Origin of the sequence: Rhizobium sp. NFACC06-2, from assembly GCF_900101425.1 — a bacterium.
GTDB lineage: Bacteria > Pseudomonadota > Alphaproteobacteria > Rhizobiales > Rhizobiaceae > Agrobacterium > Agrobacterium leguminum.
This window is the reverse complement of the sequence record NZ_FMVA01000008.1, coordinates 154939-179178: the sequence shown is the minus strand read 5'-3', so window position 1 is coordinate 179178 and position 24240 is coordinate 154939. Positions and strand designations below refer to the sequence as shown.

At 57.8% G+C, this 24240-nt stretch carries 28 protein-coding genes and 1 tRNA gene; 17 read left to right on the top strand and 12 right to left on the bottom strand.

What is annotated here, in order from left to right:
• Nucleotides 1–8: 8 nt before the first annotated feature.
• The 3 genes from F3H58_RS15565 to F3H58_RS15555 all read right to left on the bottom strand — a co-directional run bounded on the left by F3H58_RS15565 (nucleotide 9) and on the right by F3H58_RS15555 (nucleotide 1626).
• Entirely contained in the window at nucleotides 9–527 is a 519-nt protein-coding gene (locus tag F3H58_RS15565) for a GNAT family N-acetyltransferase (RefSeq protein WP_149742810.1), read from the bottom strand.
• Nucleotides 528–547: 20 nt separating this feature from the next.
• On the bottom strand, nucleotides 548–1129 hold the full coding sequence (locus F3H58_RS15560; RefSeq protein WP_149742809.1) for a helix-turn-helix domain-containing protein: 582 nt from the start codon (nucleotides 1127–1129) through the stop codon (nucleotides 548–550).
• A 95-nt stretch (nucleotides 1130–1224) separates the two neighbouring features.
• A complete protein-coding gene (locus F3H58_RS15555) occupies nucleotides 1225–1626 on the bottom strand; it encodes a ketosteroid isomerase-related protein (RefSeq protein WP_149742808.1) in 402 nt (133 codons plus the stop codon).
• Nucleotides 1627–1699: 73 nt separating this feature from the next.
• Here F3H58_RS15555 and F3H58_RS15550 point away from each other — a divergent pair, with 73 nt between their 5' ends.
• From F3H58_RS15550 to lepA, 3 genes are all read left to right on the top strand, one after another.
• Nucleotides 1700–2308, top strand: a complete 609-nt coding sequence (locus F3H58_RS15550; protein WP_188128941.1) for a GNAT family N-acetyltransferase — start codon at nucleotides 1700–1702, stop codon at nucleotides 2306–2308.
• Nucleotides 2305–3174, top strand: coding sequence for a carbon-nitrogen hydrolase family protein (locus tag F3H58_RS15545; RefSeq protein ID WP_149742806.1), 870 nt, complete (start codon nucleotides 2305–2307; stop codon nucleotides 3172–3174). Before F3H58_RS15550 ends, F3H58_RS15545 begins: the two co-directional genes overlap by 4 nt.
• 61 nt (nucleotides 3175–3235) lie before the next feature.
• Nucleotides 3236–5074, top strand: coding sequence for a translation elongation factor 4 (lepA, locus tag F3H58_RS15540; protein WP_188128947.1), 1839 nt, complete (start codon nucleotides 3236–3238; stop codon nucleotides 5072–5074).
• 65 nt (nucleotides 5075–5139) lie between these two features.
• On the opposite strand, the gene F3H58_RS15535 is transcribed toward lepA, so the two are convergent.
• Nucleotides 5140–5547: a DUF2000 family protein gene (locus F3H58_RS15535; protein WP_149742804.1), complete on the bottom strand. Its 408-nt coding sequence runs from the start codon at nucleotides 5545–5547 to the stop codon at nucleotides 5140–5142.
• Between the two features lie 94 nt (nucleotides 5548–5641).
• Here F3H58_RS15535 and F3H58_RS15530 point away from each other — a divergent pair, with 94 nt between their 5' ends.
• Nucleotides 5642–6418 carry an AraC family transcriptional regulator gene (locus tag F3H58_RS15530; protein ID WP_188128946.1) on the top strand — a complete coding sequence of 259 codons (777 nt, stop codon included), beginning with the start codon at nucleotides 5642–5644 and terminating at the stop codon, nucleotides 6416–6418.
• On the opposite strand, the gene F3H58_RS15525 is transcribed toward F3H58_RS15530, so the two are convergent.
• Entirely contained in the window at nucleotides 6419–7306 is an 888-nt protein-coding gene (locus F3H58_RS15525; protein WP_149742802.1) for an NAD(P)/FAD-dependent oxidoreductase, read from the bottom strand.
• A gap of 154 nt (nucleotides 7307–7460) precedes the next feature.
• Here F3H58_RS15525 and F3H58_RS15520 point away from each other — a divergent pair, with 154 nt between their 5' ends.
• A complete protein-coding gene (locus tag F3H58_RS15520) occupies nucleotides 7461–7919 on the top strand; it encodes an Rrf2 family transcriptional regulator (protein WP_149742801.1) in 459 nt (152 codons plus the stop codon).
• 72 nt (nucleotides 7920–7991) lie between these two features.
• Here F3H58_RS15520 and F3H58_RS15515 read toward each other — a convergent pair whose 3' ends face one another.
• The gene (locus F3H58_RS15515) at nucleotides 7992–8309 is read right to left on the bottom strand and encodes a hypothetical protein (protein WP_003524488.1); all 318 of its coding nucleotides are present in this window, start codon (nucleotides 8307–8309) and stop codon (nucleotides 7992–7994) included.
• A 72-nt stretch (nucleotides 8310–8381) separates the two neighbouring features.
• Nucleotides 8382–9794, bottom strand: a complete 1413-nt coding sequence (locus tag F3H58_RS15510) for an aminotransferase-like domain-containing protein (protein ID WP_188128940.1) — start codon at nucleotides 9792–9794, stop codon at nucleotides 8382–8384.
• 115 nt (nucleotides 9795–9909) lie between these two features.
• On the opposite strand from F3H58_RS15510, the gene F3H58_RS15505 reads away from it, so the two are divergent.
• Nucleotides 9910–10785, top strand: a complete 876-nt coding sequence (locus F3H58_RS15505; RefSeq protein WP_149742800.1) for a DMT family transporter — start codon at nucleotides 9910–9912, stop codon at nucleotides 10783–10785.
• Between the two features lie 12 nt (nucleotides 10786–10797).
• On the opposite strand, the gene F3H58_RS15500 is transcribed toward F3H58_RS15505, so the two are convergent.
• The 4 genes from F3H58_RS15500 to F3H58_RS15485 all read right to left on the bottom strand — a co-directional run bounded on the left by F3H58_RS15500 (nucleotide 10798) and on the right by F3H58_RS15485 (nucleotide 13649).
• Complete coding sequence (locus F3H58_RS15500) at nucleotides 10798–11910, bottom strand: glycoside hydrolase family 25 protein (RefSeq protein ID WP_149742799.1); 1113 nt, start codon at nucleotides 11908–11910, stop codon at nucleotides 10798–10800.
• Nucleotides 11911–12088: 178 nt separating this feature from the next.
• Nucleotides 12089–12277 (bottom strand): YegP family protein, encoded by a 189-nt coding sequence (locus tag F3H58_RS15495; RefSeq protein WP_059759498.1) that lies wholly within the window; start codon nucleotides 12275–12277, stop codon nucleotides 12089–12091.
• 58 nt (nucleotides 12278–12335) lie between these two features.
• Nucleotides 12336–13061 (bottom strand): type 1 glutamine amidotransferase, encoded by a 726-nt coding sequence (locus F3H58_RS15490; protein WP_188128939.1) that lies wholly within the window; start codon nucleotides 13059–13061, stop codon nucleotides 12336–12338.
• Between the two features lie 138 nt (nucleotides 13062–13199).
• Nucleotides 13200–13649 (bottom strand): DoxX family protein, encoded by a 450-nt coding sequence (locus F3H58_RS15485; RefSeq protein WP_149742798.1) that lies wholly within the window; start codon nucleotides 13647–13649, stop codon nucleotides 13200–13202.
• Between the two features lie 142 nt (nucleotides 13650–13791).
• Here F3H58_RS15485 and F3H58_RS15480 point away from each other — a divergent pair, with 142 nt between their 5' ends.
• A complete protein-coding gene (locus F3H58_RS15480) occupies nucleotides 13792–14097 on the top strand; it encodes an Rdx family protein (protein ID WP_003524477.1) in 306 nt (101 codons plus the stop codon).
• 119 nt (nucleotides 14098–14216) lie between these two features.
• Nucleotides 14217–14303, top strand: a tRNA-Leu gene (locus F3H58_RS15475).
• Between the two features lie 186 nt (nucleotides 14304–14489).
• Here the strand turns inward: F3H58_RS15475 and F3H58_RS15470 are convergent.
• A complete protein-coding gene (locus F3H58_RS15470; RefSeq protein WP_188128938.1) occupies nucleotides 14490–14900 on the bottom strand; it encodes a pilus assembly protein N-terminal domain-containing protein in 411 nt (136 codons plus the stop codon).
• A gap of 414 nt (nucleotides 14901–15314) precedes the next feature.
• On the opposite strand from F3H58_RS15470, the gene F3H58_RS15460 reads away from it, so the two are divergent.
• The 9 genes from F3H58_RS15460 to F3H58_RS15420 all read left to right on the top strand — a co-directional run bounded on the left by F3H58_RS15460 (nucleotide 15315) and on the right by F3H58_RS15420 (nucleotide 24240).
• Nucleotides 15315–15500: a Flp family type IVb pilin gene (locus F3H58_RS15460; protein ID WP_125145139.1), complete on the top strand. Its 186-nt coding sequence runs from the start codon at nucleotides 15315–15317 to the stop codon at nucleotides 15498–15500.
• 125 nt (nucleotides 15501–15625) lie between these two features.
• Entirely contained in the window at nucleotides 15626–16138 is a 513-nt protein-coding gene (locus F3H58_RS15455; protein WP_149742797.1) for an A24 family peptidase, read from the top strand.
• A 126-nt stretch (nucleotides 16139–16264) separates the two neighbouring features.
• Nucleotides 16265–17071, top strand: a complete 807-nt coding sequence (gene cpaB, locus F3H58_RS15450) for a Flp pilus assembly protein CpaB (protein ID WP_149742796.1) — start codon at nucleotides 16265–16267, stop codon at nucleotides 17069–17071.
• Entirely contained in the window at nucleotides 17068–18651 is a 1584-nt protein-coding gene (locus F3H58_RS15445) for a type II and III secretion system protein family protein (RefSeq protein ID WP_149742795.1), read from the top strand. The genes cpaB and F3H58_RS15445 overlap by 4 nt, the downstream gene beginning before the upstream one ends.
• A 56-nt stretch (nucleotides 18652–18707) precedes the next feature.
• On the top strand, nucleotides 18708–19400 hold the full coding sequence (locus tag F3H58_RS15440; RefSeq protein WP_149742794.1) for a CpaD family pilus assembly protein: 693 nt from the start codon (nucleotides 18708–18710) through the stop codon (nucleotides 19398–19400).
• A 34-nt stretch (nucleotides 19401–19434) separates the two neighbouring features.
• Complete coding sequence (locus F3H58_RS15435; protein ID WP_149742793.1) at nucleotides 19435–20718, top strand: CpaE/TadZ family protein; 1284 nt, start codon at nucleotides 19435–19437, stop codon at nucleotides 20716–20718.
• A gap of 33 nt (nucleotides 20719–20751) precedes the next feature.
• Complete coding sequence (locus F3H58_RS15430; RefSeq protein WP_149742792.1) at nucleotides 20752–22224, top strand: TadA family conjugal transfer-associated ATPase; 1473 nt, start codon at nucleotides 20752–20754, stop codon at nucleotides 22222–22224.
• 15 nt (nucleotides 22225–22239) lie between these two features.
• The gene (locus tag F3H58_RS15425) at nucleotides 22240–23244 is read left to right on the top strand and encodes a type II secretion system F family protein (protein WP_149742791.1); all 1005 of its coding nucleotides are present in this window, start codon (nucleotides 22240–22242) and stop codon (nucleotides 23242–23244) included.
• A 9-nt stretch (nucleotides 23245–23253) separates the two neighbouring features.
• Nucleotides 23254–24240 (top strand): type II secretion system F family protein, encoded by a 987-nt coding sequence (locus F3H58_RS15420; protein WP_149742790.1) that lies wholly within the window; start codon nucleotides 23254–23256, stop codon nucleotides 24238–24240.

The following is a 24240-nucleotide window of genomic DNA, read 5'->3' as shown; positions in this document are numbered from 1 at the left end:
TGAAAGGCCTAGCCGATTCGCTTGTAAAACAGGGTCGTGCCGCAAAAGCGTCCATCAGGAAACAAAGCGTAATCGGGGATGACGCCGACCCGCTCCCAGCCGAGGCGAGGATAGATCGCCTCCGCTTCGCTGCCCGTCGCCGTATCCAGCACCAGCAGGGTACGACCACGTTTTGCCGCCTCTTCCTCCGCCTTCTGCATGAGTTTGCGGGCGAGCCCGAGGCCTCGCGCGGACGGATGCACGAGAAGTTTCATCAGATCGCCGCGATGCGGCTGGTTGGGTTTGGAGGCAAGGCCGACCTGAACGGTGCCCACCACCCTGCCATCTACCTCCGCCACCACGTGAATGGTGCTGCCCTCGCCCGCCGCTTCTGCAACTGACTGCCAGAAAGGCTGCGCATCCTGCGGTGAAAAGGGCAAGATGAAGCCGACGGATGCGCCGCCGTTCACGCAGGCAGCCAGAACCTCACAGAGTTCTGGCAAGACATCGATGGTCTCTTGCCCGTTCAACACGCGGATGGTGGTCATATGAACTCCTGTCGGGAAAATCAGCGCTGTCTTTGATCCAGCACGACGGCATAACGGGCAGGTTTTTCGGTAGGATTGTGGAAAACATGCCCCTCGCCAACCGGCATGAAAAGGCAATCGCCGGGTTCCAGCCGGTGAACGTCTCCGCCGCTCGTCATTTCCAGCACACCTTCGAAAAGCCAGACATATTGCGTCATCCCCCGGCTCGCCGCATGCGGTGGGAAACCCACGCGCGCGCCGGCCGGAAATTGGACTTCAACGATGTCGACATCGGATCCCACACGCGGCGGGGAGATGGCGCGGCGCACATAACCGGTCTCCGGATCTTTCCAGAGCTGCTGATCACGCTTTTTCATAAGCGGGGACACAGCCTCTTCGTTTTCAGCGAAGAAACCGGAAAGCGACAGGCCAAGGGCTGCGCAGATGCGGGCCAGCAGCGAGGCCGTGGGGCTCGCCTCTCCACGCTCGATCCGGGAAATCATGGCGCGGCTGACGCCGGATTCGGCGGCGAGCCTGTCCAGCGTCAAACCGTTTTCGGCCCGTAATGTTTTGACCCGCTCGCCGATGGAGCGCTCAAGAATATGATCTTCGTTTTCCATCATATGAGAATTGCACTCTCATATGATGGAGTCAATATCCACGATAATGGAAACTACCATCTTCTTTGCCGCTGGTCGCTTTGCGGCAAAAGAACGTCTCAGGCGCCGACCTGGGCAATCCAGTCGTTCAGATTATAGTAGTTTGTTACCCGGCTAACTTTGCCGTCCTTCAGGTTGAAAAAGGCACCGGCCGGCAGTACGTATTTCTGGCCATTCGCCTCGGGCAATCCCTCGTCGGTCTTGAGATATTCGCCGTTGACGATGAATTCTGCGGAAGCACGCTTGCCATCTTCGCTCGCCATGATGACCATCTCGGTGAGATTTTCCTTATAGCAGCTGTTCATATGGTCCATGAAGGAAGCGAAGGCGGCCTTGCCGGTCTGGCGCTCGCCCTGATTGATGTCGTGCACCACCTCATCGTGAAGAAGCGCCAGAAAGGCATCCATGTCCTGACGGTTGAAGGCTTCGTAGTAGGCGCGGATGGTCTCGGCAGCGGTCATCGTCTTCTCCGTTCAATGCTTGCGCGGGTTTTCCATGACGGTATAACCAGTGCAACCGAAAGTGAAAATGCCCATGACCGTCGAAATCAAGTCTCTTTCCGGCATTGACGCCACACCCTATTTCGATGACCTCGCGCGCCTGCGGATCGAGGTGTTTCGCGCCTTTCCCTATCTCTATGACGGCTCGCTGGACTATGAGCGCAAATATCTCGCGACCTATGCCGATACAGACGGCGCGGTCTTCGTGCTGGCGCTTGATGACGGCAAAGTGGTCGGCATGTCGACCGGCATGCCGATGGCGGCAGAGACTGAAGAGGTAAAGGAGCCTTTCGTCAAGGCGGGTTACGATCCGGACCGGATATTCTACTTCGGTGAAAGCGTACTTCTGCCCGGTTATCGCGGCCATGGCGTCGGCGTGCGCTTCTTCGAGGAACGGGAGGCGCATGCAAAGCGGCTCGGTTTCGACAGGTGCACTTTCTGTGCTGTGGAGCGACCCGCAGACCATCCACGACGCCCGGCGGACTACGTGCCGCTGAACGCCTTCTGGGAAAAGCGCGGTTATAGCCATCACCCGGAACTACGCACCAGTTTCACATGGCAGGACCTCGACGAAAGCGTTGAAAGCCCGAAACCGCTGTCCTTCTGGATGAAGACCATTTTTGCCGGAGACGGAGACAAATGACACGCCTCGCCGCCAGCCAATATGCCATCGAGCTGATCGAGACATGGGAAGCTTATGCCGCACATCTCTCCGCCATCGTTCGCGAGGCGAAGGAAAAGGGTGCCGAACTGCTGCTTTTGCCGGAATATTCGGCGATGACGCTGACCGGGCAATTGCCGCCCGCCGCGCGCTCCGATCTGCACCGTTCCATCGAAGAGATACAGCCGTTGATCCCTTCCTGGGTGGAGCTTTGCGAGGAGCTGGCGCGGCAACATCAAATCCTCTTCCAGCCGGGCAGCGCGCCGGTGAAGGACCCGGACGGCAAGTTCCGCAACCGCGCATGGCTGTTCGGCCCGGATGGGCTGATCGGTTATCAGGACAAGCAGATCATGACCCGTTTCGAGCGGGAGCAATGGAACGTTCATGCCGGCGTCGAGGGCATGAAAGCCTTCGAGACGCCGATCGGTAGGCTTGGCATCCTCATCTGTTACGACAACGAGTTCCCGATGCTGGGCCGCAGACTGGCGGAGCTCGGCGTCGAACTCGTTCTCGCCCCCAGCTGCACCGACACGCTGGCGGGCGCTTACCGGGTGCGGATCGGCGCGCAGGCACGGGCGCTGGAAAATCAATATGCCATCCTCTCCTCCCCCACGGCGGGGGAAGCCCCATGGTCTCCCGCCGTCGATGAAAATCGCGGCCGCGCCGCCCTTTACGTGCCTTCGGACTACGGCATGCCGGCATCCGGCATCATCGCAGAAAGCGAGCGTGATGCGGTCACGCAAAGCTCGCTGCTCATCGCCGATATCGATCTTGCCGCTGTCGCAAGGCTCCGCACCGAAGGACAGGTGGCCACCCGCCGCGACTGGCCGGAGCAATTTGCGATCTGAAAAGCCCATTTTAAAGGGCTTTTAACCAAATTCCCGCTTTGCGGTGTGACAAGCCCCTGCTATAGCGCGGGACATGAGCACAAATTCGACCCGCACGCCCCTGGACCATATCCGCAACTTCTCGATCGTTGCCCACATCGATCACGGCAAATCGACGCTGGCCGACCGGTTGATCCAGTCGACGGGCGGTCTTGCCGAACGCGACATGTCGGAACAGGTTCTCGATTCGATGGATATCGAGCGCGAGCGTGGCATCACCATCAAGGCCCAGACCGTGCGCCTGCACTACAAGGCGAATAACGGCGAAACCTATGTGCTGAACCTCATCGACACGCCCGGCCACGTCGACTTCGCTTATGAAGTGTCCCGCTCGCTTTCGGCCTGCGAAGGTTCGCTACTGGTGGTCGATGCATCGCAGGGTGTGGAAGCCCAGACGCTCGCCAACGTTTATCAGGCGATCGACAACAATCACGAGCTGGTGACGGTGCTCAACAAGATCGACCTGCCGGCGGCCGAACCTGACCGCATCAAGGAGCAGATCGAAGAGGTGATCGGCATCGACGCCTCCGACGCCGTGATGATTTCCGCCAAGACCGGTCTTGGCATTCCCGATGTTCTGGAAGCCATCGTCCACCGTCTGCCGCCGCCGAAGAGCGAGGTCGGCGAAAACGGACCGCTGAAGGCGCTGCTGGTCGATAGCTGGTACGACACCTATCTCGGCGTCATGGTTCTGGTGCGCATCATCGATGGCGTGCTGAGCAAGGGCCAGCAGATCCGCATGATGGGTTCGGGCGCGAAATACGGCATCGAGCGCGTCGGCGTGCTGACTCCGAAGATGGTCAATGTCGACAGCCTCGGCCCCGGCGAGATCGGCTTCATCACCGCCTCGATCAAGGAAGTTGCCGATACCCGTGTTGGCGATACCATCACCGACGACAAGCGCCCGACGGCGCAGGCCCTGCCCGGCTTCAAACCCGCGCAGCCCGTGGTGTTCTGCGGCCTTTTCCCGGTCGATGCGGCCGACTTCGAAGATTTGCGTGCGGCGGTGGGCAAGCTTCGCCTCAACGACGCTTCCTTCTCCTTCGAAATGGAATCCTCCGCCGCTCTCGGTTTCGGTTTCCGCTGCGGCTTCCTCGGCCTGCTGCATCTCGAAATCATTCAGGAACGCCTCGAGCGCGAGTTCAATCTCGATCTCGTCGCCACCGCACCTTCGGTCGTCTATGAAATGACGCTGACCGATGGCACGGAGAAGGAACTGCACAACCCGGCCGACATGCCCGACGTTGTGAAGATCAAGGAAATCCGCGAGCCGTGGATCAAGGCGACGATCATGACGCCGGACGAATATCTCGGCGGCATCCTGAAACTCTGTCAGGACCGGCGCGGCCTGCAGACGGAGCTGACCTATGTCGGCAACCGTGCGATGATCACCTATGAACTGCCGCTCAACGAAGTGGTGTTCGATTTCTACGACCGGCTGAAATCCATCTCCAAGGGTTACGCCTCGTTCGATTACAACATCATCGACTATCGCGAAGGTGATCTCGTCAAGATGTCGATCCTCGTAAACGGCGATCCGGTGGATGCGCTCTCCATGCTGGTCCACCGCTCGGCGGCCGACCGGCGCGGGCGTGGCATGTGCGAAAAGCTGAAGGAACTCATTCCGCCGCACATGTTCCAGATTCCGATCCAGGCGGCTATCGGCGGCAAGGTCATCGCCCGCGAAACCGTGCGCGCGCTGCGCAAGGACGTAACGGCGAAGTGCTATGGCGGCGACGCGACGCGTAAGCGCAAACTTCTGGACAAGCAGAAGGAAGGCAAGAAGCGCATGCGCCAGTTCGGCAAGGTGGAAATTCCGCAGGAAGCGTTTATCGCCGCTTTGAAGATGAACGACGAATAAGCGGCAAAATCATATTGCCATCGCTATGGAAGGGAGGCCCCACAGCCTCCCTTTTGCGTTCAGGATCACGCGTGCAGCTTCGCACCCTTGGTGATCTTGTCGACGATCTTCCTGTCGGCCCTCAGCGCCATGCCAACCACCTTGGCATTCTCCGGTGAAAACTCCGAAAATACCTGGCGATTGGCGACATCGTGCCCGGTGGCGAACATTTCCTCGATATAAAGCGATGTCGTGACGTCGCGCTCGAGGGATCGCTGGTGGATTTTGCGCAGCGATTCCTGATCCGTGGCCATGACGACAATTGGCTGGACGGACAGGGGATTATAGACGTTGCCCGCCCCGTCGCGGTATGGTTCTCCAATGATCTCCTTGGTCTGGGCGACGATCCCGGACATGAGAAATGCGGTAACGTTCAGTTTTTGCCACACGGCAAGGTCATCGCGAAGGATGACGGCGATCTTGGTATCAAACATGCGAACTCAATCTGGCTGTGGTTACGAAAGAGAAGCGATCCTAGCGCCTCGGGGCGTCGGCGATCTTGAACGTTCGTGCAAATTCGAAGGGATCGTGCAGGCGCCCTCCAGCGAAGGCATAGAGCGCATCGAAGCGCGCTTTCATGGCAACGCCTATGCGCCGCACCGTCATGATACCTATGCGCTGGGTGTCACGCTTTCCGGCGTCCAGACCTTTTCCTATCGGGGGAAATCGCATTTCAGCACGCCCGGAAGGGTCATCGTGCTGCATCCGGACGAAGTCCACGATGGCGGCGCAGGCACCGATGAAGGCCTGCGCTACCGCATGCTTTATCTTCCGCCCGAAAAAGCGACTGAGGCGGGATATAATGCGCTGCCCTTCGCCCAGAATCCCGTCATCGAGGATGAGGAATTCCGGCAATGCCTCATCGAGGCGCTTGGCAATCTGGAAGGCGCGCCGGACAATCTGCTTCTCACCGACTGGCAGTCGAGACTGGCGGATTTGCTCTGGAAACATTCAAACGGAAGCGCCAGAACCATCAAACGGATCGACCGTATCGCCGTTTTACGGTGCCGGGACTATCTGCTGGAGAATAGCGCCGACACCGTCGGTTCTGAAGAGCTGGAACGGATAAGCGGGCTCGACCGCTTCACGCTCTTTCGGCACTTTCGCTTCCTGTTCGGCACCAGCCCGCACCGTTATCTCATCATGCGCCGACTGCAAAAATGCAAAGAGATGATGCGTGCGGGTGCGGGCCTTGCGGAAACGGCATTTGCCTGCGGTTTTGCGGATCAGGCGCATTTTACCCGGCATTTCAAAAATGCCTTCGGCATGCCGCCGGGCCGCTGGCTGAACCTTGTTTCGCATTGATCATTCCGGAAACAGGATTGACCGGTGAGCCGCAGCACCCGCCATGGCGCCGTCTCCCACCGAAAGGGCGACCGAGCCGGCAGGCCTTGCCACATCACCGCAGGCGAAGATACCGCGGGCGGTGGTCTGTTTCATGGGATCTGTCACGATGGTCGATCCCATCGGCCCCTCCTCCACGGCGCAGCCAAGTTTTTCCAGCCAGTTCGAGGCGATACGCAATTTAGGCTGGGTGAAAAGGCCAGCCAATGCGATGCTGCGTCCATCCGCCAGAACGACATCCGCATGCCCCGTAATTTCCCGGATGATGCTTGTTTCCACCCGCACGCCCCGGGCCGCCAACGATGCCTGCTGATCCCCATCCGGCTCGAATACGCCATTGGTGAAAAAAGTCGTCTCGCCCCAGTCAGGGAGCATCAATGCGTGGTGAATGGCCAAAGGTGAAGCGGCGATGACGCCGATCTTTTCCTGATTGAGCTCGTAACCATGGCAATAGGGGCAATGGAAGACCGAAGAGCCCCAATGCTCTTTCAGCCCGGCAATAGCAGGCAATTCATCGGCGACGCCCATGGCGAGGATCAGCCGGTCCGCTGTCTCACGGCGTTTGCCATCGATCTCGACTACAAAATCGCCGAAGGAGCCTTCGGCATCGGTCACCCTGCCCTCAGCCCAATCTATGGTCGGGTAACGTTCGATCTGGCGGCGCGCCTCGGCGATAATTTCACCCGGCGCCTTTCCATCCTGGCCGAGAAAACCGTGGGAATGGCTGGCGAAACGGTTTCTCCGTTCCCCAGCGTCCACCACCAGAATGTTTTTTCTGGCACGTCCAAGCTGCAAGGCGGCCGAGAGGCCGGCATAGCTGCCGCCGATAATGATGACGTCGAATTTCATGATGCACCCATCGTTTCAGGAAAGAGGCGGAAGTGCCCGTTCATTTCACGATACTTATATTGTTACGTGATTTTCGGAGTCAATAGTCACGCAACTTATATTGTTACGTCACCTCGAAAGTGGTAGCGTCGGTGTAAACAGACGGGGTTGGACAATGAGACACGACACGCGCCTTTCACGGGTGCTGCATATTCTGATCCATATGGAAAATCATAAGGGTGCGGCGACATCCGAGAGCATCGCGGCGATGCTTCAGACCAATCCGGTGGTAGTGCGCAGGACGATGGCCGGCTTGCGCGAGCATGGTTATGTCTCTTCGGAAAAAGGCCATGGCGGCGGGTGGGTGCTGGCGCGGCCGCTCAGCGAAATCACGCTGCTCGATATTTACCGGGCGCTTGGCGCGCCGGAACTGTTCTCGATCGGCTTGGCGGGCGACAATCCGAACTGCGTCATTGAACAGGCCGTCAATGCAGCACTTTTCGACGCCATGAAAGAGGCGGAAAACATTCTGCTATCCCGTTTCGGGAGCATTGCCCTTTCGCGATTGGCACAGGAATCCATCAGCCGTTGGTCCAACGTTTCCAACCACCCTTCTGCGATGGAGCAGCTTTAGGGCGCGGATGAGGGCCGCAAAGAAAAACCGCCTGCCCCGGAGGCAGGCGGTTTTATCATATCAATAGGCCCGTTACGGCTGGGTCTGCGTGCCGCCCGTATTCGGGCTTGCCGGTGCGGTGTTGTTCGCAGGCGGTGTTGCCGGAGCGGTCGGAGCCATGGGCGCCGGTGCCTGATCCGTTGCCGCAGGCGGCGTGGTGGAGGATGTCGTGGCCGGATCGGTGGTCGGGCCGCTCATCTGCGACCAGGCGAAAACGCCCACCAATACGACGACGATGATCGCCAACCACGGCACCCAGGACGACGACGTGCGGGCACGCGGTTCATTGCTGATATTCACTTCCGGACGAAGATCGCGGTCCGGACGCGGGTTGTTGGGATCGAATGTCATGGTGTTTCCTCCTCTTCATTCTGCGGAGAAAACGACGTTCACGGGATTTTGTTCCGATTCCCTCCAGAACGCTTACAACCGACAAGGTTCGGGCGCTTGCTGAAGCGCCTCCGCCAGCACCGTCATGACCTGCGGACCTGCCATTTGCGACACATTGAAACGCATGAAACCGGAGGCGTTCTGCGAGGAACTGAACACATTGCCGGGGGCCAGCACCACCTGCCGCGAAAGCGCGCGGCGCGCCACATCGGCGGCATCAACCCCGTCCGGCAGGCGGCACCATAAAAACATGCCCGCCTGCGGTTCGATCCACGGCACACATCCGACCGACCTCAGACGCGCCGCCACCTCCGGCATCGTTGCCGCAAGACGCTGCCTCAGCGCCTCGACATGCTTGCGGTAACTGCCATCGGTCAAAAGCGACAGGACCAGCGCCGCCGAAAAATGCGTTCCGCCAAAAGTGGTGGCGATCTTGAGATCGGTCAGGGCTTCCACCCAAGCCATGGGTGCCGCAATGAAACCGCACCGCACGGAGGCCGACAGTGTTTTTGAAAAACTGCCTATCTGGACGACGCGGTTCAGACCGTCGAAGGCCGCCAGCCGGGGCGCAGCCTGGGTTTCGAAATCGGCAAAAATATCATCCTCGATGATGGTCAGCCCCACCTGCTCGGCGAGCATCAGCAGGCGATGGGCGGAAACGGCGGAAAGCCTTGCACCTGTCGGATTATGGATTGCGGAATTGGTGATATAAAGCCGGGGCTGATGGTCTTTCAGCGCCTGCTCGAAAAGTGCCAGATCCGGTCCGGTCGGCGTATAGGGAACACCGACGATCTTCACCCGATGTGCCCGCAAAAGAGCATGGAAATTGAAGTAGCATGGGTCATCGACAACAACCGTATCACCCGGTTGCAGCAGGAAACGGCACAGAAGATCGATCGCCTGCGTGCCTGAATCGGTGAGCATGATCTGGCTGGCGCCCGCCTGTACCCCGTGTTCGGCCAGCCTGCGTGACAGAAGCTGCCGCAGCGGCAACAGCCCCATCGGGTTGCCATAATCCGTCAGCAGGGAGGCGTCGGCGCGGGCAAGCCCGCGCATCGCCCGCCTCAACGCCTCCTGCGGCATCCACGATGCGGGAAGCCAGCCGCAGCCGGGTTTGGCGAGAACGGAACCTTCATCGAGCGCCTGCCGAGAGACCCATAGAGGATCCACCGCCCTGTCAAGCTGCGGCTCGATATCGGCGAGCGACAGGGGCGCAAGCGGGCCCGAAACAAAAAAACCTGAGCCGGGACGCGAGCTTATCGTACCATCCGCCACGAGCCGGTCATAGGCCTCGACAACGGTGGAGGTGGAAACCTGCATGGTCTTCGCCAGCGCCCTTACCGACGGCAGGCGCGCGCCCGGCACGAGGCTGCGCGAGGCGATGCGTTGCCGCACACTTGCCATCACCTTTTCTATGCGCGTGCCCGCAGCGACTTGTCCGTCCACACTTCCTCCAACCGTACCGCTTATGATACCATAACAGTTTGTTGAAATTGTATATGATTGTCGCTGTTCCTGCCAGCCATTCCGGATCAAGAAAGGCAAAACGCAGGAGTTGACAATGGACAAGACGACGAGCGGCTGGCTGAGCGGCCTGACAGGCGTGGTGATATTCAGCGGTTCGCTGCCCGCGACACGCATTGCGGTAACGGGTTTCGATCCGGTGTTCCTGACCGTCGCCCGCGCCAGCATTGCCGGCCTGCTGGCGCTGGCGCTGCTGTTTCTGTTCAGGCAGAAGCGCCCGGCGCGCGATGACCTGACATCGCTTTTCATCGTCTCGCTCGGTGTCGTGGTGGGCTTCCCGTTACTAACCGCACTCGCCCTGCGGCATGTCACCTCGGCGCATTCCATCGTTTTCGTGGGGCTCTTGCCGCTTGCAACAGCAATCTTCGCGGTGCTGCGCGGCGGAGAACGCCCACGCCCCGTCTTCTGGCTCTTTTCCTGTCTTGGAAGCGCGCTTGTTGCGGGGTTTTCGCTGTCGAATTCGTTTGCCGCCGGGATCGAGGCCTCGCTTGCCGGCGATCTTCTGATGCTCGGCGCAATCATCGTCTGCGGGCTCGGTTATGCGGAGGGCGCTGCGCTTTCCCGCAAGCTGGGCGGCTGGCAGGTCATTTCCTGGGCGCTGGCTCTTTCCCTGCCGGTAATGCTGCCGCTTGCTTTCTTCACCGGTCCGGAAACGCTCGCCGGCATCGACCCGCAGGCCTGGGCCGGACTTGCCTATGTTTCCCTGTTCAGCATGCTGATCGGCTTCATCTTCTGGTATCGCGGACTGGCGCTTGGCGGCATCGCCGCCGTGGGCCAACTGCAATTGCTTCAGCCCTTCTTCGGGCTGGCACTTGCCGCAACCCTGCTGCATGAGGAGGTGAGCCCGGCCATGATCACCGTTACGCTTGTTGTGGTGCTCTGCGTTGCAGGCGCGCGAAAATTCGCGCGCTGACGGCCGCCATCGTCAGCTCGAACGGCGGTCCACCCAGCGATGCCATGCATCCTCACTGCCGTTGAAGACATTGAGATCGATGCGGCCATCGACGCCGTGCGACAGGCCGGAACCCGAATATTGCCAGAACAGCCACTTGCGGCCGGGATAAACCACCGACGGATGCTGGGCGACGGCGCGCAGCCAGAAGGGATAATCTTGGAATTCGCCCTGGAGGTTGTCCTTGTAAAAATCGGGCGCCGTATAAATGATCGGCCGCTGGCCGTAATGGCGCTCGAGCTTGTCCATGAAGACGCGCATCTTTTCCAGAACGCGTTCGCGCGAATGGCGCATCTTGCAGCTCGATTCGCCGTTATATTCCACGTCGATGACCGGCGGCAGGGCGTCCGGGTCGCGCGGTACATTGCGAATGAACCAGTCCGCCTGTTCGCTGGCGTTGCGGCACCAGTAGAAGAAGTGGTAAGCGCCGCGACGAATGCCCGCTTCCTTCGCGCGCTGCCAGTTGGTGCGGAACATCGGATCGAGATGGTCGCCGCCATCCGTCGCCTTGATGAAGGCGAAATTGGCGCCGCGCGTGCGCAGCTGCGGCCAGTTTATATTGGCCTGCCAGCGGGATACATCCACCCCGTGGACCTGGAAATGACGCGGCTGGACCCTGCCGAAATTGATCGGCTTCGCATCGCTGAAGCTGGAGCGGAAAATGCGCGAGCGGATCTGCGCACCGGCGCTCGCCGCCGGGGCCGCAGCCATGGCCAACTGGACCGGACGCTCCATCTGGTTGATCGTGGGGCGCTCCGCCGGCCGCACCATTCCCGCCGCCTGTGCCGGAACCGGCAAACGGATTTCAGGTGCATTCTGCGTTAACGACGCCCTGGGGGTGACAGCGGAAAAGGCCTTGGGTTCGTCAGGCACCGGCCCGCCCCATGCCAGAACTTCCTGCCGTGGCTGGGCGGCTATGGCCTGGGTACCGACGCCTGCCTGCGGCACCGGCGCGGATGGCGTGACCGAACTCGTCGTTTCCTTCGAGGGCAAGCCGGCCATCAGGCTTTCCGGCCCGGAACTGGACGTGCAGCCTCCCAGCAGGAAGCAACCGAAGAAAAGTGCTGGCACAGCCGATGAACGCATGAGAACCCGTACGCAAAACAAATCGGGGGCACTCTGATGCCGCCCGGAGACCTCGAAATACAAATGCTAACGGAAGATTATCAAAAAAGACTGAATCTTATCTTTACGTCGGCACCCACCGATGCGCCCGTCATTTCTGGCAGGCGAAACGGTTCGAGTTCTCGCGCGGCGGCGCGGCTCAGGCCGTCATGGCGGTCAGATCGACAGTGTCGGCGCCGGGGGAGTTTCTCTTGATCGATTCGATCGCATGGATGGCCGACGCCTTCGCCTTGTATCCTTCCGACGAGAACATTGTTTCCCCGTTGGATGCCTTGAAGCGGAAACGATATTCGCCGGCCTTGTCCTGATAGATTTCGAATTTGTACATGTTCTTTGCGCCTCCTTTCGCGCGGTAGTCCATCAGCCGCAACTCTTTTCGGCCTCGATCACTTTCGCAACGGAAAATCGCCGATCTGAATGAGCCGCACCCAGGCTCGAGCGATTTCCAGCCCGGCTGCATCGGCCATTTCTGCGCGCAAGCCACGGTGGTCACGATAATTCTCCAGCCAGCCGGGCGACATTCTTTCGACGGAAGCAGGAAACGCCTGGCACCAGCCATCAACCACGGCGGTCGAGGCCTCGAAATGGAATTGCGTGCCATAGACCGCCCGGCCGATGCGAAAGGCCTGATTTCGTGTCGCGCCATTGGTCGCAAGGCGCGTGGCGTCCGGCGGAAGCGTAAATGTATCGCAATGCCACTGAAAAATAGGGAAGGTCTTTTCCAGCCCGGCCAATAGCGGATCGGACACGCCCTCTTCCGTCAGGGAGACATCCTGCCAGCCGAACTCCGGCGGCCCCGAGAGAATATTCTCTCCGCCATAGGCGCGCGCCAGCAACTGGCTGCCGAGGCACACACCCATGACCGCTTTACCAGCATCGCCAAAGGCTTTCATGAGAAGGGCGAGATCGGCAAGATAGGGATAAAGCGCATCGTCAAGCGCGTTCTGTTCGCCGCCCAGAACGACAAGCGCATCATGGTCGGCGGCATCCCTTGGGAGAGGCTCACCCGCATAGGCGCGGATGACATGGATTTCCGCCGCCGCTTCTTCCAGCGCTACGCCGAGTTGCCCATGCGGCGTACCCGCCATGTTTTCTATGATTGCGACGCGCATAAGACCTCGTGGAAACGACAATGGATTCAACCGGCCAAGAGTGCCGATCGAATCCAGCTTCACCACGAGAAAAATCGATTTTCAAGAGCCGCGGCGTCGTCAGTGCGACGACAGGGGGATGACCTGACCTGATGCGCCTTAGAATTCACGCCCCAGCTTGGCGTCTGCGGAATGCCGGTTGCCACCACGAACGGCAAAGAACAGGAAAATCGCGGCCCAAAGGATCGATTTTTCCGCGCCGCCCAGACCTTCCGCCTTTACGATGCCGTGAAAATAAACCGTTACCAGAAGAACGATCATGGCCGCGAAGGATGCCGGCCGTGTGAACAGGCCGATGGCGACCAGAATGCCGCCGAAAAATTCCGTGGCGGCAAGCAGCGGCGACCAGAAGACGCCGGGATAAAAGCCGAGGCTCTCCACCATGCCGACTGCGCCGAAAGGATTGACGATCTTGCCGAAACCATGGGTGACAAGAAGAAGCCCGGCCGTGACGCGCAGGATCGTCTCCACCAGATCATGTGTCGCATTATAAAGCGGTGCGACCGCCGGAACGAAAAGACGCTGACGATTATTCTCGAACTGGGCCATAGGATCTCCACGTTTCAGCCTTCGACAGCTTCTCTGTTCGCAAAGCCGCATGATAAGAACAAGCGTATGCCCGGTAAAAACATGAGTATTATAGTTGACATTATCGTGAACATTGTTCCCGGGCGGTGAAGGAGACCTGAGGATGACCGAGACCAAACCCCGCATAACCATCCGCTATTGCACGCAATGCAACTGGCTGCTTCGGGCGGGCTGGATGGCGCAGGAAATCCTTCAGACCTTTGCTTCCGATGTCGGCGAAGTCAGCCTCGTTCCCTCAACCGGCGGCCTGTTCGAGATCACCGTGGACGGTACGACCATATGGGAACGCAAACGCGATGGCGGTTTTCCCGGTCCCAAAGAACTCAAACAGAGAATCCGTGACATCATCGACCCGGAGCGCGATCTCGGCCATGTGGACAGAACGAAGCATGAAGGGCTCGACACCTGACCCGGCGACATGTTTCAACAGCCCCAACCAAGTTTTTTACCTTTAAAATCAATGATCGTCATAAAAGTTCAAAAAGTCTGTTGACACCGGGCGGCTGCCCTCGTACATCGCTCTCCGTCGCCCAGATGGCGGAATTGGTAGACGCGCCAGCTTCAGGTGCTGGTACTCGCAAGGGTGTGGAGGTTCGAGTCCTCTTCTGGGCACCATTCCATTTTTGATCTTAGCCAGATCAAGAACTTAGCCGAAAAAACAGCAACATATAGCCGACCGGTAAACGCCGGGAAGCGTGTTGCTTTTTCGCCTTTTTCACTTACAGAAAAGCTACGAACAGGCCGCTTCCGTTTTTGTCGGAAGGCCTGTTGTCGTGTCTGAAATATGATTGACCTGGCCTGTTATGGCTGAGCGTCTTTATCGCCACTATTTTGCGAATGCTGTTCGCAATTCGGCGTACAGGACAGAACGGTCCGCTCCGTTTGGCGGAAAACACGCACCGTATTGCCCTCGTCGATGGAGACGAGAATGCGTTCATCCACGATTGGATTGCCATCGGCATCCAGAAGCACGAGATTGGTCGTGCCGAAACTGCGACCCGTCAGAACAATCGTGGTGGCATCGGCAACCGTGGCATCGGCGACTTTGGAGTTGCCGACGATAACCTTGCTGACGGCGCGGTCGAGACGAAGGACACGGGCGTGATTCATCGAAACGCGCAAAATGTCATCCTCAGCAAAGGCGGGCTGCAGCGAACCCAATAGAAAGACGGACAAGCCGACCACAATTTTCGCCAGTTTTCCGGATGACACGCGTTTGGCCCTTGCTCACTACCCGCACTTTATTGCTCCACAGAATGCGCGGTTTTAGTGAATGAAGCGTTAAATGGCGGAAATCCGCAACGAGGATGGTAACCATTCGTAATGTATTGTTATTTTCACGTCTATCCGCCCCGCGTCAAAACTGAACAGCTGCGCCTCTTTTAAAGGAAACTTTGCCGAAAGAGAGAAATGGCCAGCGCCTGAATGTATTTGTTTATCAGCAAATATAAAAATGCAGATAATACTTTTTGTCTTTATTTACCAAGAGAAACTCATCCTGCCGTTTACTTTGAGTTAATCGTTTTTTTTAAGCGCTTGGAAATCGCTCCGTTATAGTTTGAACCCAACCGAACAACGGAGAACAGTTGTCGGCGTGCTGAACCAACACAAGTTAGGAGAGACCCTATGACCAAGATTTTCGCTCGTTTCCTCAAGGATGAATCCGGTGCTACTGCAATCGAATACGGCCTGATCGCTGCTCTGCTTTCAGTGGCAATCGTAGGCGGTGCAGGCATGGTCGGTACGCAGCTCGACGCCCTCTTTGACCGTATCGGCACAACGATGCAGACCGCTCGAAACACGACGTTCTAATAAGCTATCGACCGCCAAATTGCGAATGCCGCTCAACTGTGAGCGGCATTTTCGCATTGTATCGAATGCCCAAATGCGTCCGTGATCCGTTTGGAATTGGCCAAGATAAAGGGGGAGTTTCCTTCATGGTTGTAGCCGCAATTTTTCTGACGCTTCCGCTCTGCCTTGCCTTCGCGGCATTCACAGATCTTTTGAGCATGACAATACCCAACCGGATACCGCTCATTTTACTGCTGTCATTCATTGTGACCGCACCTTTTTCGGGTATCGACTGGCAGACTTTTGCAATGAGCCTTGCAGCTGCCGCCGCTGTTTTTTTTGTCTGCTTCGCGCTTTTCGCCGCCAATGTGATGGGCGGAGGAGATGCCAAGTTATTGACTGCCGCAGCGGTGTGGTATGGCTTTAACGTTTCCCTTATAGAATTCCTACTTTCGGTGACCTTCGTTGGCGGCCTGCTAACTCTCGGCGTTCTGCTCTTGCGGTCGCGTTCGCAGGAAATCATGGCCAGTGGCATTCCTATCCCTGATTCCCTGCTGGTGGCAAAAAAAATTCCCTATGGGATCGGCATCGCCATTGCCGGTTTTTTGACCTATGGCAACGCACCGATCGTAGAGGCTGCCGTCGCCAGTCTTTCGTGAAAGAATACTGCAATCGCAGAAATTAAAGGCCCGTTAACCACAAATCCAAGCATAATATTAACTATAATTATACCAATAGCGCGCCATCCTGAGGTGAGAAAAATCTGATTCCCTCAAGGATCGAGCATGAAACCCTCGCGTATCGTCATTCTGTCCGTTGCTTTGATAGCCGCCGGTCTTGCCGGTCTTGTCGCCATGAAAATTTCCGGCACAAAGCAGGTCATCGAAAAAGCGGAAACGATCATCCAGAAAGAACCGACGGTCAACGTTCTCGTTTCGTCGGTCAATCTGCCGGTCGGCAGTCGCCTGAATGATAGTTCGGTACGCTGGACTCCCTGGCCACAGGGCAACGTCGTGGATAGTTTCATAACAGAAACGAAAAGCCCGAACGCGATCATCGAACTTTCCGGCGCCGTCGTGCGGCTGCCATTGTTCGAGGGCGAGCCGATCCGACCGGAAAAAGTCGTCGATTCCAGTGCTCGCATCATGTCCTCGCTTTTACCGGCCGGCAAACGCGCCGTTTCGACAGAGATTTCGGTTTCAACTGGAGCAGGTGGTTTCGTGCTGCCGAATGACCGTGTTGACGTGATCATGGTCCGCAAAGGCGACAACGGCAACTTTTTGACTGAGAATGTTTTGAACAACGTTCGTGTTCTGGCGATCGATCAGCAGATAAAGGAAGGCGAAGACGGTACGTCGGCGGTGGTTGGCGCAACAGCGACACTGGAACTGACGCCGGAGCAGGCCAAGATCATAACCGTGGCGCAACAGATGGCGGATCGCCTCACACTGGCTCTGCGCTCGGTTGCCGACGCACAGGAAAACGACACGCTTTCGGCGGATTATCTTCTCAATGGCGGCGCCGGGCAGCCCGAAATTCAGGTGATCAAGTCCGGCTCGATCGTCAAGGGCGGTCAAGGAGCATCACAATGAGCAGGGGGTTCATGACAAGGCGTCTCAAACAACACCTGCGTTCGTCGATGTTCGGCGGGCTTGCGTTCTGCGTAGCTTTTTCCGGCATTCCTGGTCAGCATTCGTCCGAATTTTTCGGTACTAGCGAAGCCGAAGCACAAAGTGCAAGCATCGTGCGTATTACCGAGAGCGGATCAGGCATTCGCAAACGGCTGAAGCTTGGTCTCAACAAGGCGCTGGTCATCGACCTGCCTGAGGACGCCCATGACATTCTTGTCGCCGATCCCAGCCTCGCCGACGCAGTAACGCGTACATCCAGAAGAATCTATCTCTTCGGAAAAACGGTAGGACAGACCAATATCTTTATTTTCGGCGATGGTGGGCGTGAAATCGTCAGCCTTGATCTGGAAGTAGAGCGGGACATCGTTGGTCTTGAAGCCAATATTCGTCGCTTCATTCCTGAATCCGACATCAAAGTCGAGATCGTCTCGGACAATATCGTTCTCACCGGATCGGTACGCACGCCGCAAGATTCGGCGCGTGCGGTTCAGCTTGCTGAAGCCTTCCTGAAAGGCGGTGAAGCCACCACCCGCAATATCTCGCTGACGGGTGGCGACAATGGGGGCGACGCGGCAATTTTTGCCGAAAATCGCCAAGTATCGCAGATCGTCAATATGCTGACGATCGAGGGCGAGGATCAGGTGACCCTGAAGGTGACCGTCGCCGAAGTCAGCAGGCAGGTGCTGAAGCAATTGGGCTTCAACGGCTCGATCAGCAGCTCGACAAGCAACAACGGTTTCGAGTTCGCAAATCCTTCCAACCTTGGGAACGCAATAGACAGCGCCACACGCATAGCCAGCGGAGCGATAGGCTCCGGCTCACTGCGATTTGCCTCTTACCTCAACGCCATGGAGCAGGCAGGGGTAATGCGGACATTGGCGGAACCGAGCCTCACCGCTATCTCCGGCGAACAGGCCAAATTTTATGTGGGCGGAGATTTTCGAATTGCTGCTGAACAGGATGTTTCGCTCGACAAGGAAACAGGCGTCGCAACCGTCAAACGCGAAACGGAAACAGTCGACTACGGCATTACTCTGAACTTCAGGCCCGTTGTGCTTTCACCCGGCAGGATAAGTCTCAAGATCGAGACCAACGTGTCTGAACCGACTTATGAAGGCAATGTCGTCACCGGAAACTACGGGCGAGGCATTCCAGGTTCGACCTACATGTCCGTCCGCAAGCGTGAAACATCCACAACGGTCGAGCTTCCCTCCGGCGGTTCGATCGTGATTGCAGGTCTCGTTCAGGACAATATCCGCCAGGCAATGTCCGGGCTTCCAGGCATGTCGAAAATTCCGATTTTCGGCACGCTTTTCCGCAGCAAGGACTTCCTTCGCAACGAAACGGAACTGGTCATCATCGCAACGCCCTATCTGGTGCGGCCCGTTGCCCGCAATCAGATCGCCCGGCCAGACGATAACTTCAATCCGGAAAACGACGCCGCCATGTACTTCATGAACCGCGTCAACAAGGTCTACGGCCGCAAGGACCAGGTTCAGGCGGCGCCCTATCAGGGGTCAGTGGGGTTCATCTACAAATGACGACACGCACACAAAATCCCCTCTTCACAGCAAGCCCGGTCAGGGCAGGAAACGTCATGAAGGAACCCTATTCCTCCTTTTCCCCCCACCTTTACGGAAGACGGGCCGGCCTCCTCGTCGTTGCCGCGCTTGCCGCCGGCCTGTTGCAGGGCTGCGCGCGCGATCCGATGACCACCAACGCCATTCCCGACGATTATCGCACACGCCACCCGATTACCCTGTCGGAAGCGGAGCATTCGCTGGACATTCCGGTCTCGGCCAGCGACAGCCGGCTGACCACAGCGATGGCGGATAATGTCCGCGGTTTTGCCCAGAATTATGCGTCGATGTCGACCGGGATCATCAATATTCAGACCCCGTCGGGATCGGCCAATTCGGCGGCCGCATCACGAATGGCGAAACAGATCCGCTCGACGCTTTCCGGCGCGGGTGTGGCGCCGGGCAAGATCATAGAGACGCGTTATGCCGCTTCCCCCAATGGCGACGCCTCCCCCATCCGTCTGAGCTATGTCGCCGTTACCGCCATGACCGGTCAGTGCGGGCAATGGCCAGAGGATCTTTCGGACAATACCTTCGCCAACAAGAACTGGTACAATTTCGGGTGCGCTTCCCAAAGCAATCTCGCGGCGCAGATTGCCAATCCCATGGATCTGGTCGGCCCGCGCGGCATGAGCCCGATCGATGCGGAACGTCGCGCGGTAGTCATCGACAACTATCGCCAAGGCAAGACAACGGCGACGGCGAATTGATGCGGATCCAACATTTGTTACGGCAGGAACTACGATGAGCGCTGTAGAATACGATATCAAGCCAAGTGGCGGCTCAGAAGCCGAGCCGCCCGTGCGCGCTTCGGATATGGACCACCTGCGGCCCCTGCCCCGCATTTCCGTTCACGCTTTCTGCGTCAGCGACAATATGCAAGGCGTCATGGACACATTGTCCAGCGACCGGCGCATGAGCAAGGTCACCCTGCGGGTGACCAAGGGCGATATCAATGCGGCAGCCACGATGTTTTCCACATCGCCCACGCCCAATCTCATCGTTCTCGAAACAGCAAGCTCACCCGCCTCGCTGCTGGACGATCTCGCGCCCCTGGCGGAGGTTTGCGATCCTTCCACCCGTGTCATCATCGTCGGCCGGCACAACGATATAACGCTCTATCGCGATCTTATCCGCAACGGCATTTCCGAATATCTCGTAGCCCCGGTCAATATGGCCGATCTCCTGGCTTCGATCGCCGCGATCTTCGTCGATCCGGAAGCGGAGCCGCTGGGTCGCAACATCGCCTTCATTGGCGCCAAGGGCGGCGTAGGCTCGTCCACCATCGCGCATAATTGCGCCTTCGGCATTTCTAGCCTTTTCTCCACCGAAACCATTCTGGCGGATATGGACCTTGCCTACGGAACGGCGAATATCGATTTCGATCAGGACCCTGCCCAGGGCATGGCTGAAGCGGTCTTTTCGCCGGAGCGGCTGGACGAGGTATTTCTCGACCGTCTCTTGACGAAATGTTCCGATCATCTGTCGCTTTTGGCGGCACCGTCTCTTCTCGACAGAACCTATGATCTCGATCGTCAGGCCTTTCTGCCGATCCTCGAGGTTTTGCAGCGCAGTGCCCCGGTTGCGGTTCTCGATCTTCCCCACCAATGGTGCGACTGGACGCGGGCAGTCCTTGCGGAAGCCGATGAGGTGGTCATAACGGCGGTTCCCGATCTCGCAAATCTGCGCAATACGAAGAATCTCTTCGACGCACTGATCAAGCTGAGACCCAACGATAAATTGCCGCATCTCGTTCTCAATCAGGTCGGCATGCCCAAGCGCCCGGAAATCGCGCCGGCGGACTTCCTTGAGCCGCTGGAAATCGAGCCGATTGCGATTATCCCATTCGACGCACAATTGTTCGGAAATGCCGCCAATAGCGGACGCATGATCAGCGAGATGGATGAAAAATCCCAGACGGCGGAAACCTTTTCGCAAATCGCGCATACCATCACAGGCCGCTCCGTGCTGCGCAAAAGCAGGCGCGGCGGTCTGGAAAAACTGAAAAATATTCTCAAGCGCAAGTAGGTCTTCTGCCTGCGTCCTTAGACGGAAACGCCGATGTTCGGAAAACGCGGGCCTGAAAGCCCAGCCAGAAGCACGAAGCCGGATCTTGCTGCACCTGCGCCCATGCAGGTGACGACAGCGCCTGAACCTCGTTCTGCTGCAATTGACACTCTTGAACCCGGCCAATCACCGGCAATGCGTCAGGCAGCTGCAAACGCACCGCTCGCGCAGAGAAAACGCGCCCGCACGGAAGACTACTACAATACCAAGAGCCAAGTATTTTCCGCACTTATCGATACGATCGACCTTTCGCAGCTAGCCAAGCTCGACGCGGAAAGCGCGCGCGAGGAAATTCGCGATATCGTCAACGACATTATCACGATCAAGAATTTCGCCATGTCGATTGCCGAGCAGGAAGAGCTGCTCGAAGATATCTGCAACGACGTACTTGGTTACGGGCCGCTGGAGCCGCTTCTGGCACGCGACGACATTGCCGATATCATGGTCAACGGTTCCGGCCAGACCTTCATCGAAGTCGGCGGCAAGACCATCGAATCCGATATCCGTTTTCGTGACAATGCGCAGTTGCTTTCCATCTGCCAGCGCATCGTCAGCCAGGTCGGCCGACGCGTGGATGAGTCGAGCCCGATATGCGACGCCCGCCTTCCGGATGGATCGCGCGTCAACGTCATTGCTCCGCCGCTTGCAATCGACGGTCCGGCGCTGACGATCCGAAAATTCAAGAAGGACAAGCTGACACTCGACCAGCTCGTACGTTTCGGAGCGATCACGCCGGAAGGCGCTACATTACTCAAGATCATCGGTCGCGTCCGCTGCAATGTCGTTATCTCGGGCGGCACCGGCTCGGGTAAGACGACGCTTCTTAACTGCCTGACGAGCTTCATCGACAGGGATGAACGCGTCATCACCTGTGAAGACACCGCCGAACTTCAACTTCAGCAGCCCCATGTGGTGAGGCTCGAAACGCGTCCGCCCAATATCGAAGGGGAAGGCGAGATCACCATGCGCGATCTGGTCAAGAACTGCCTTCGCATGCGGCCCGAACGCATCATCGTCGGGGAAGTGCGCGGACCGGAAGTTTTCGACCTTCTCCAGGCCATGAACACCGGCCACGACGGTTCGATGGGAACGCTGCACGCCAATACGCCACGCGAATGCCTCAGCCGAATCGAATCGATGATCGCCATGGGCGGCTTCACCCTGCCGGCCAAGACCGTGCGTGAAATCATTTCGGGATCGATCGATGTCGTCATTCAGGCAGCGCGTCTGCGTGACGGCTCACGCCGGATAACCCAGATTACGGAAGTGATCGGTATGGAAGGCGACGTCATCGTCACCCAGGATCTGATGCGATACGAGATCGAAGGCGAAGATGCGAACGGCAAGCTGATCGGCAGGCACGTATCGACCGGCATCAGCAAGCCCAATTTCTGGGATCGTGCACGCTATTACGGCGAAGAGAAACGCCTGGCAGCCGCGCTCGATGAGATGGAAAAGACATCCTAAGGGAAAGCGACTGCCATGGACCCGACAATAGTGTTACTGGCCGTACTTGTCGCCATCTCGGCAGGAGCACTCGCCTACGTCTTTCTTTTCCAGCAGATAGAGGTCGAGAAAAAGACCACAAGCCGCTTCAAGCGGGTACAGGCGGCAGAGACGGATCATACAAACATCAAAGCTGCACGAGACCGCGTCCAGGAACTCAGCAAGCGCCGCAAATCCATGCAGGACAACCTGCGGGAAATGGAAAAAAAACAAAATGAAAAGGCGAGAAAAGCGAAGAACATCGGCCTGCGCGACAAGCTGGTTCAGGCGGGGCTGGTGCTTTCCGCTCGGCAGTTCCATCTGTTAAGCGTTGGCGCTGCTGTTTTTTCCGCCCTCATGGCCCTTCTGTACGGCCTGTCGTCGCTTCTCGCTCTGCTAATAGGAGTTGTTGTGGCGCTGGGCGTACCGCGGTGGGCGCTGGCGTTTGTTCTCAAGCGCAGACAGAGAAAATTTCTTGAAGAGTTTCCGAATGCGTTGGACGTCATGTGCCGGTCGATCAAATCCGGATTGCCGCTGAACGACGCCGTGCGGCTAATCGCGTCGGATGGTCAGGAGCCGGTGAAAACGGAGTTTCAGCGCGTCGTCGATGCCCAACAGGTTGGCATTGGAATTCCGCAGGGGATCGAACGCATGATGCTGACCATGCCGCTTTTTGAGGTAAGCTTCTTCAGCACTGTCATCAATATTCAGGCGCAGGCCGGCGGCAACCTCTCGGAAGCGTTGTCCAATCTTTCAAAAGTTTTGCGTGACCGCAAGAAGATGCGCGCCAAGGTGAATGCTCTTTCGATGGAAGCGAAGGCCTCAGCAGTCATCATCGGCTCGCTACCATTCGTCGTCATGCTGCTGGTGCATTTCACATCGCCTGACTATCTGTCGGTACTCTTCACCGACTTGCGCGGCCACATTATTCTCGGAGCATCCGCGATGTGGATGCTGATCGGAATATTCATCATGCGCCAAATGATTAATTTCGATATCTGAGGTCGCAGTATGACAGGAAATCTTCTTTCTCGCCTGACTGACCCACAAACGATCATCGCCGTTCTTGTAACGCTTGCTGTTTTCGCGACCTTCTATACCCTCATCATGCCGGTTTTTGAGCGGAAAGATTTCGCCAAGCGCATGAAAGCGGTGTCATCGGAACGCGATCTCATCCGTAGCCGCGAGCGCGATCGTATGGCGACTGTTGCGAGAGACGGCAAAACCTCCCTGCGGGGCAACAATAACAAATCGGCCCGCCGCATCGTCGAGAAATTCAATCTGCAGGAAGCGCTGGCCGACAAGAACACAATGAACAAGCTGCGGGCGGCCGGGCTTCGTTCACAAAACGCGTTCAACACGTTCCTTGCCGCACGGTTCGTCTTGCCGTTCATTTTTCTGGCCATCGCCTTCACTTGGATCTTCGTTCTCGGAAACCTCGCCGACAAAGCGTTTATCATCCGGCTAATGGCTGTGCTTCTTTTCGGTTATATCGGTTTTTACGCTCCCAATATTTACGTATCGAATCGCATGACGAAGCGGCAGGCATCCATCAAGCGGGCCTGGCCGGACGCGCTTGACCTCATGCTGATCTGCATCGAATCCGGCGTATCCATGGAAGCTGCCATGCGCCGTGTGGCGGAAGAAGTAGGCGAGCAGTCACCCGAACTGGCAGAAGAAATGATGCTGACGACAGCGGAACTATCCTTTCTTCAGGACAGGCGTGTCGCTCTTGAGAATTTTGGCACGCGTACCCAGCTCGAAACCGTCAAGAGCGTGGTACAGGCGCTTATTCAGGCGGAGCGATACGGCACACCGCTCGCCCAGGCGCTTCGCGTTCTCGCACAGGAAGGCCGCGACGAACGCATGAACGAAGCCGAAAAAAAGGCTGCCGCGCTGCCACCGAAACTGACTGTGCCGATGATCGTATTTTTCCTGCCGGTACTGATAGCAGTCATTCTCGGACCGGCTATCATCCGCGTTCTGGACACATTCTGA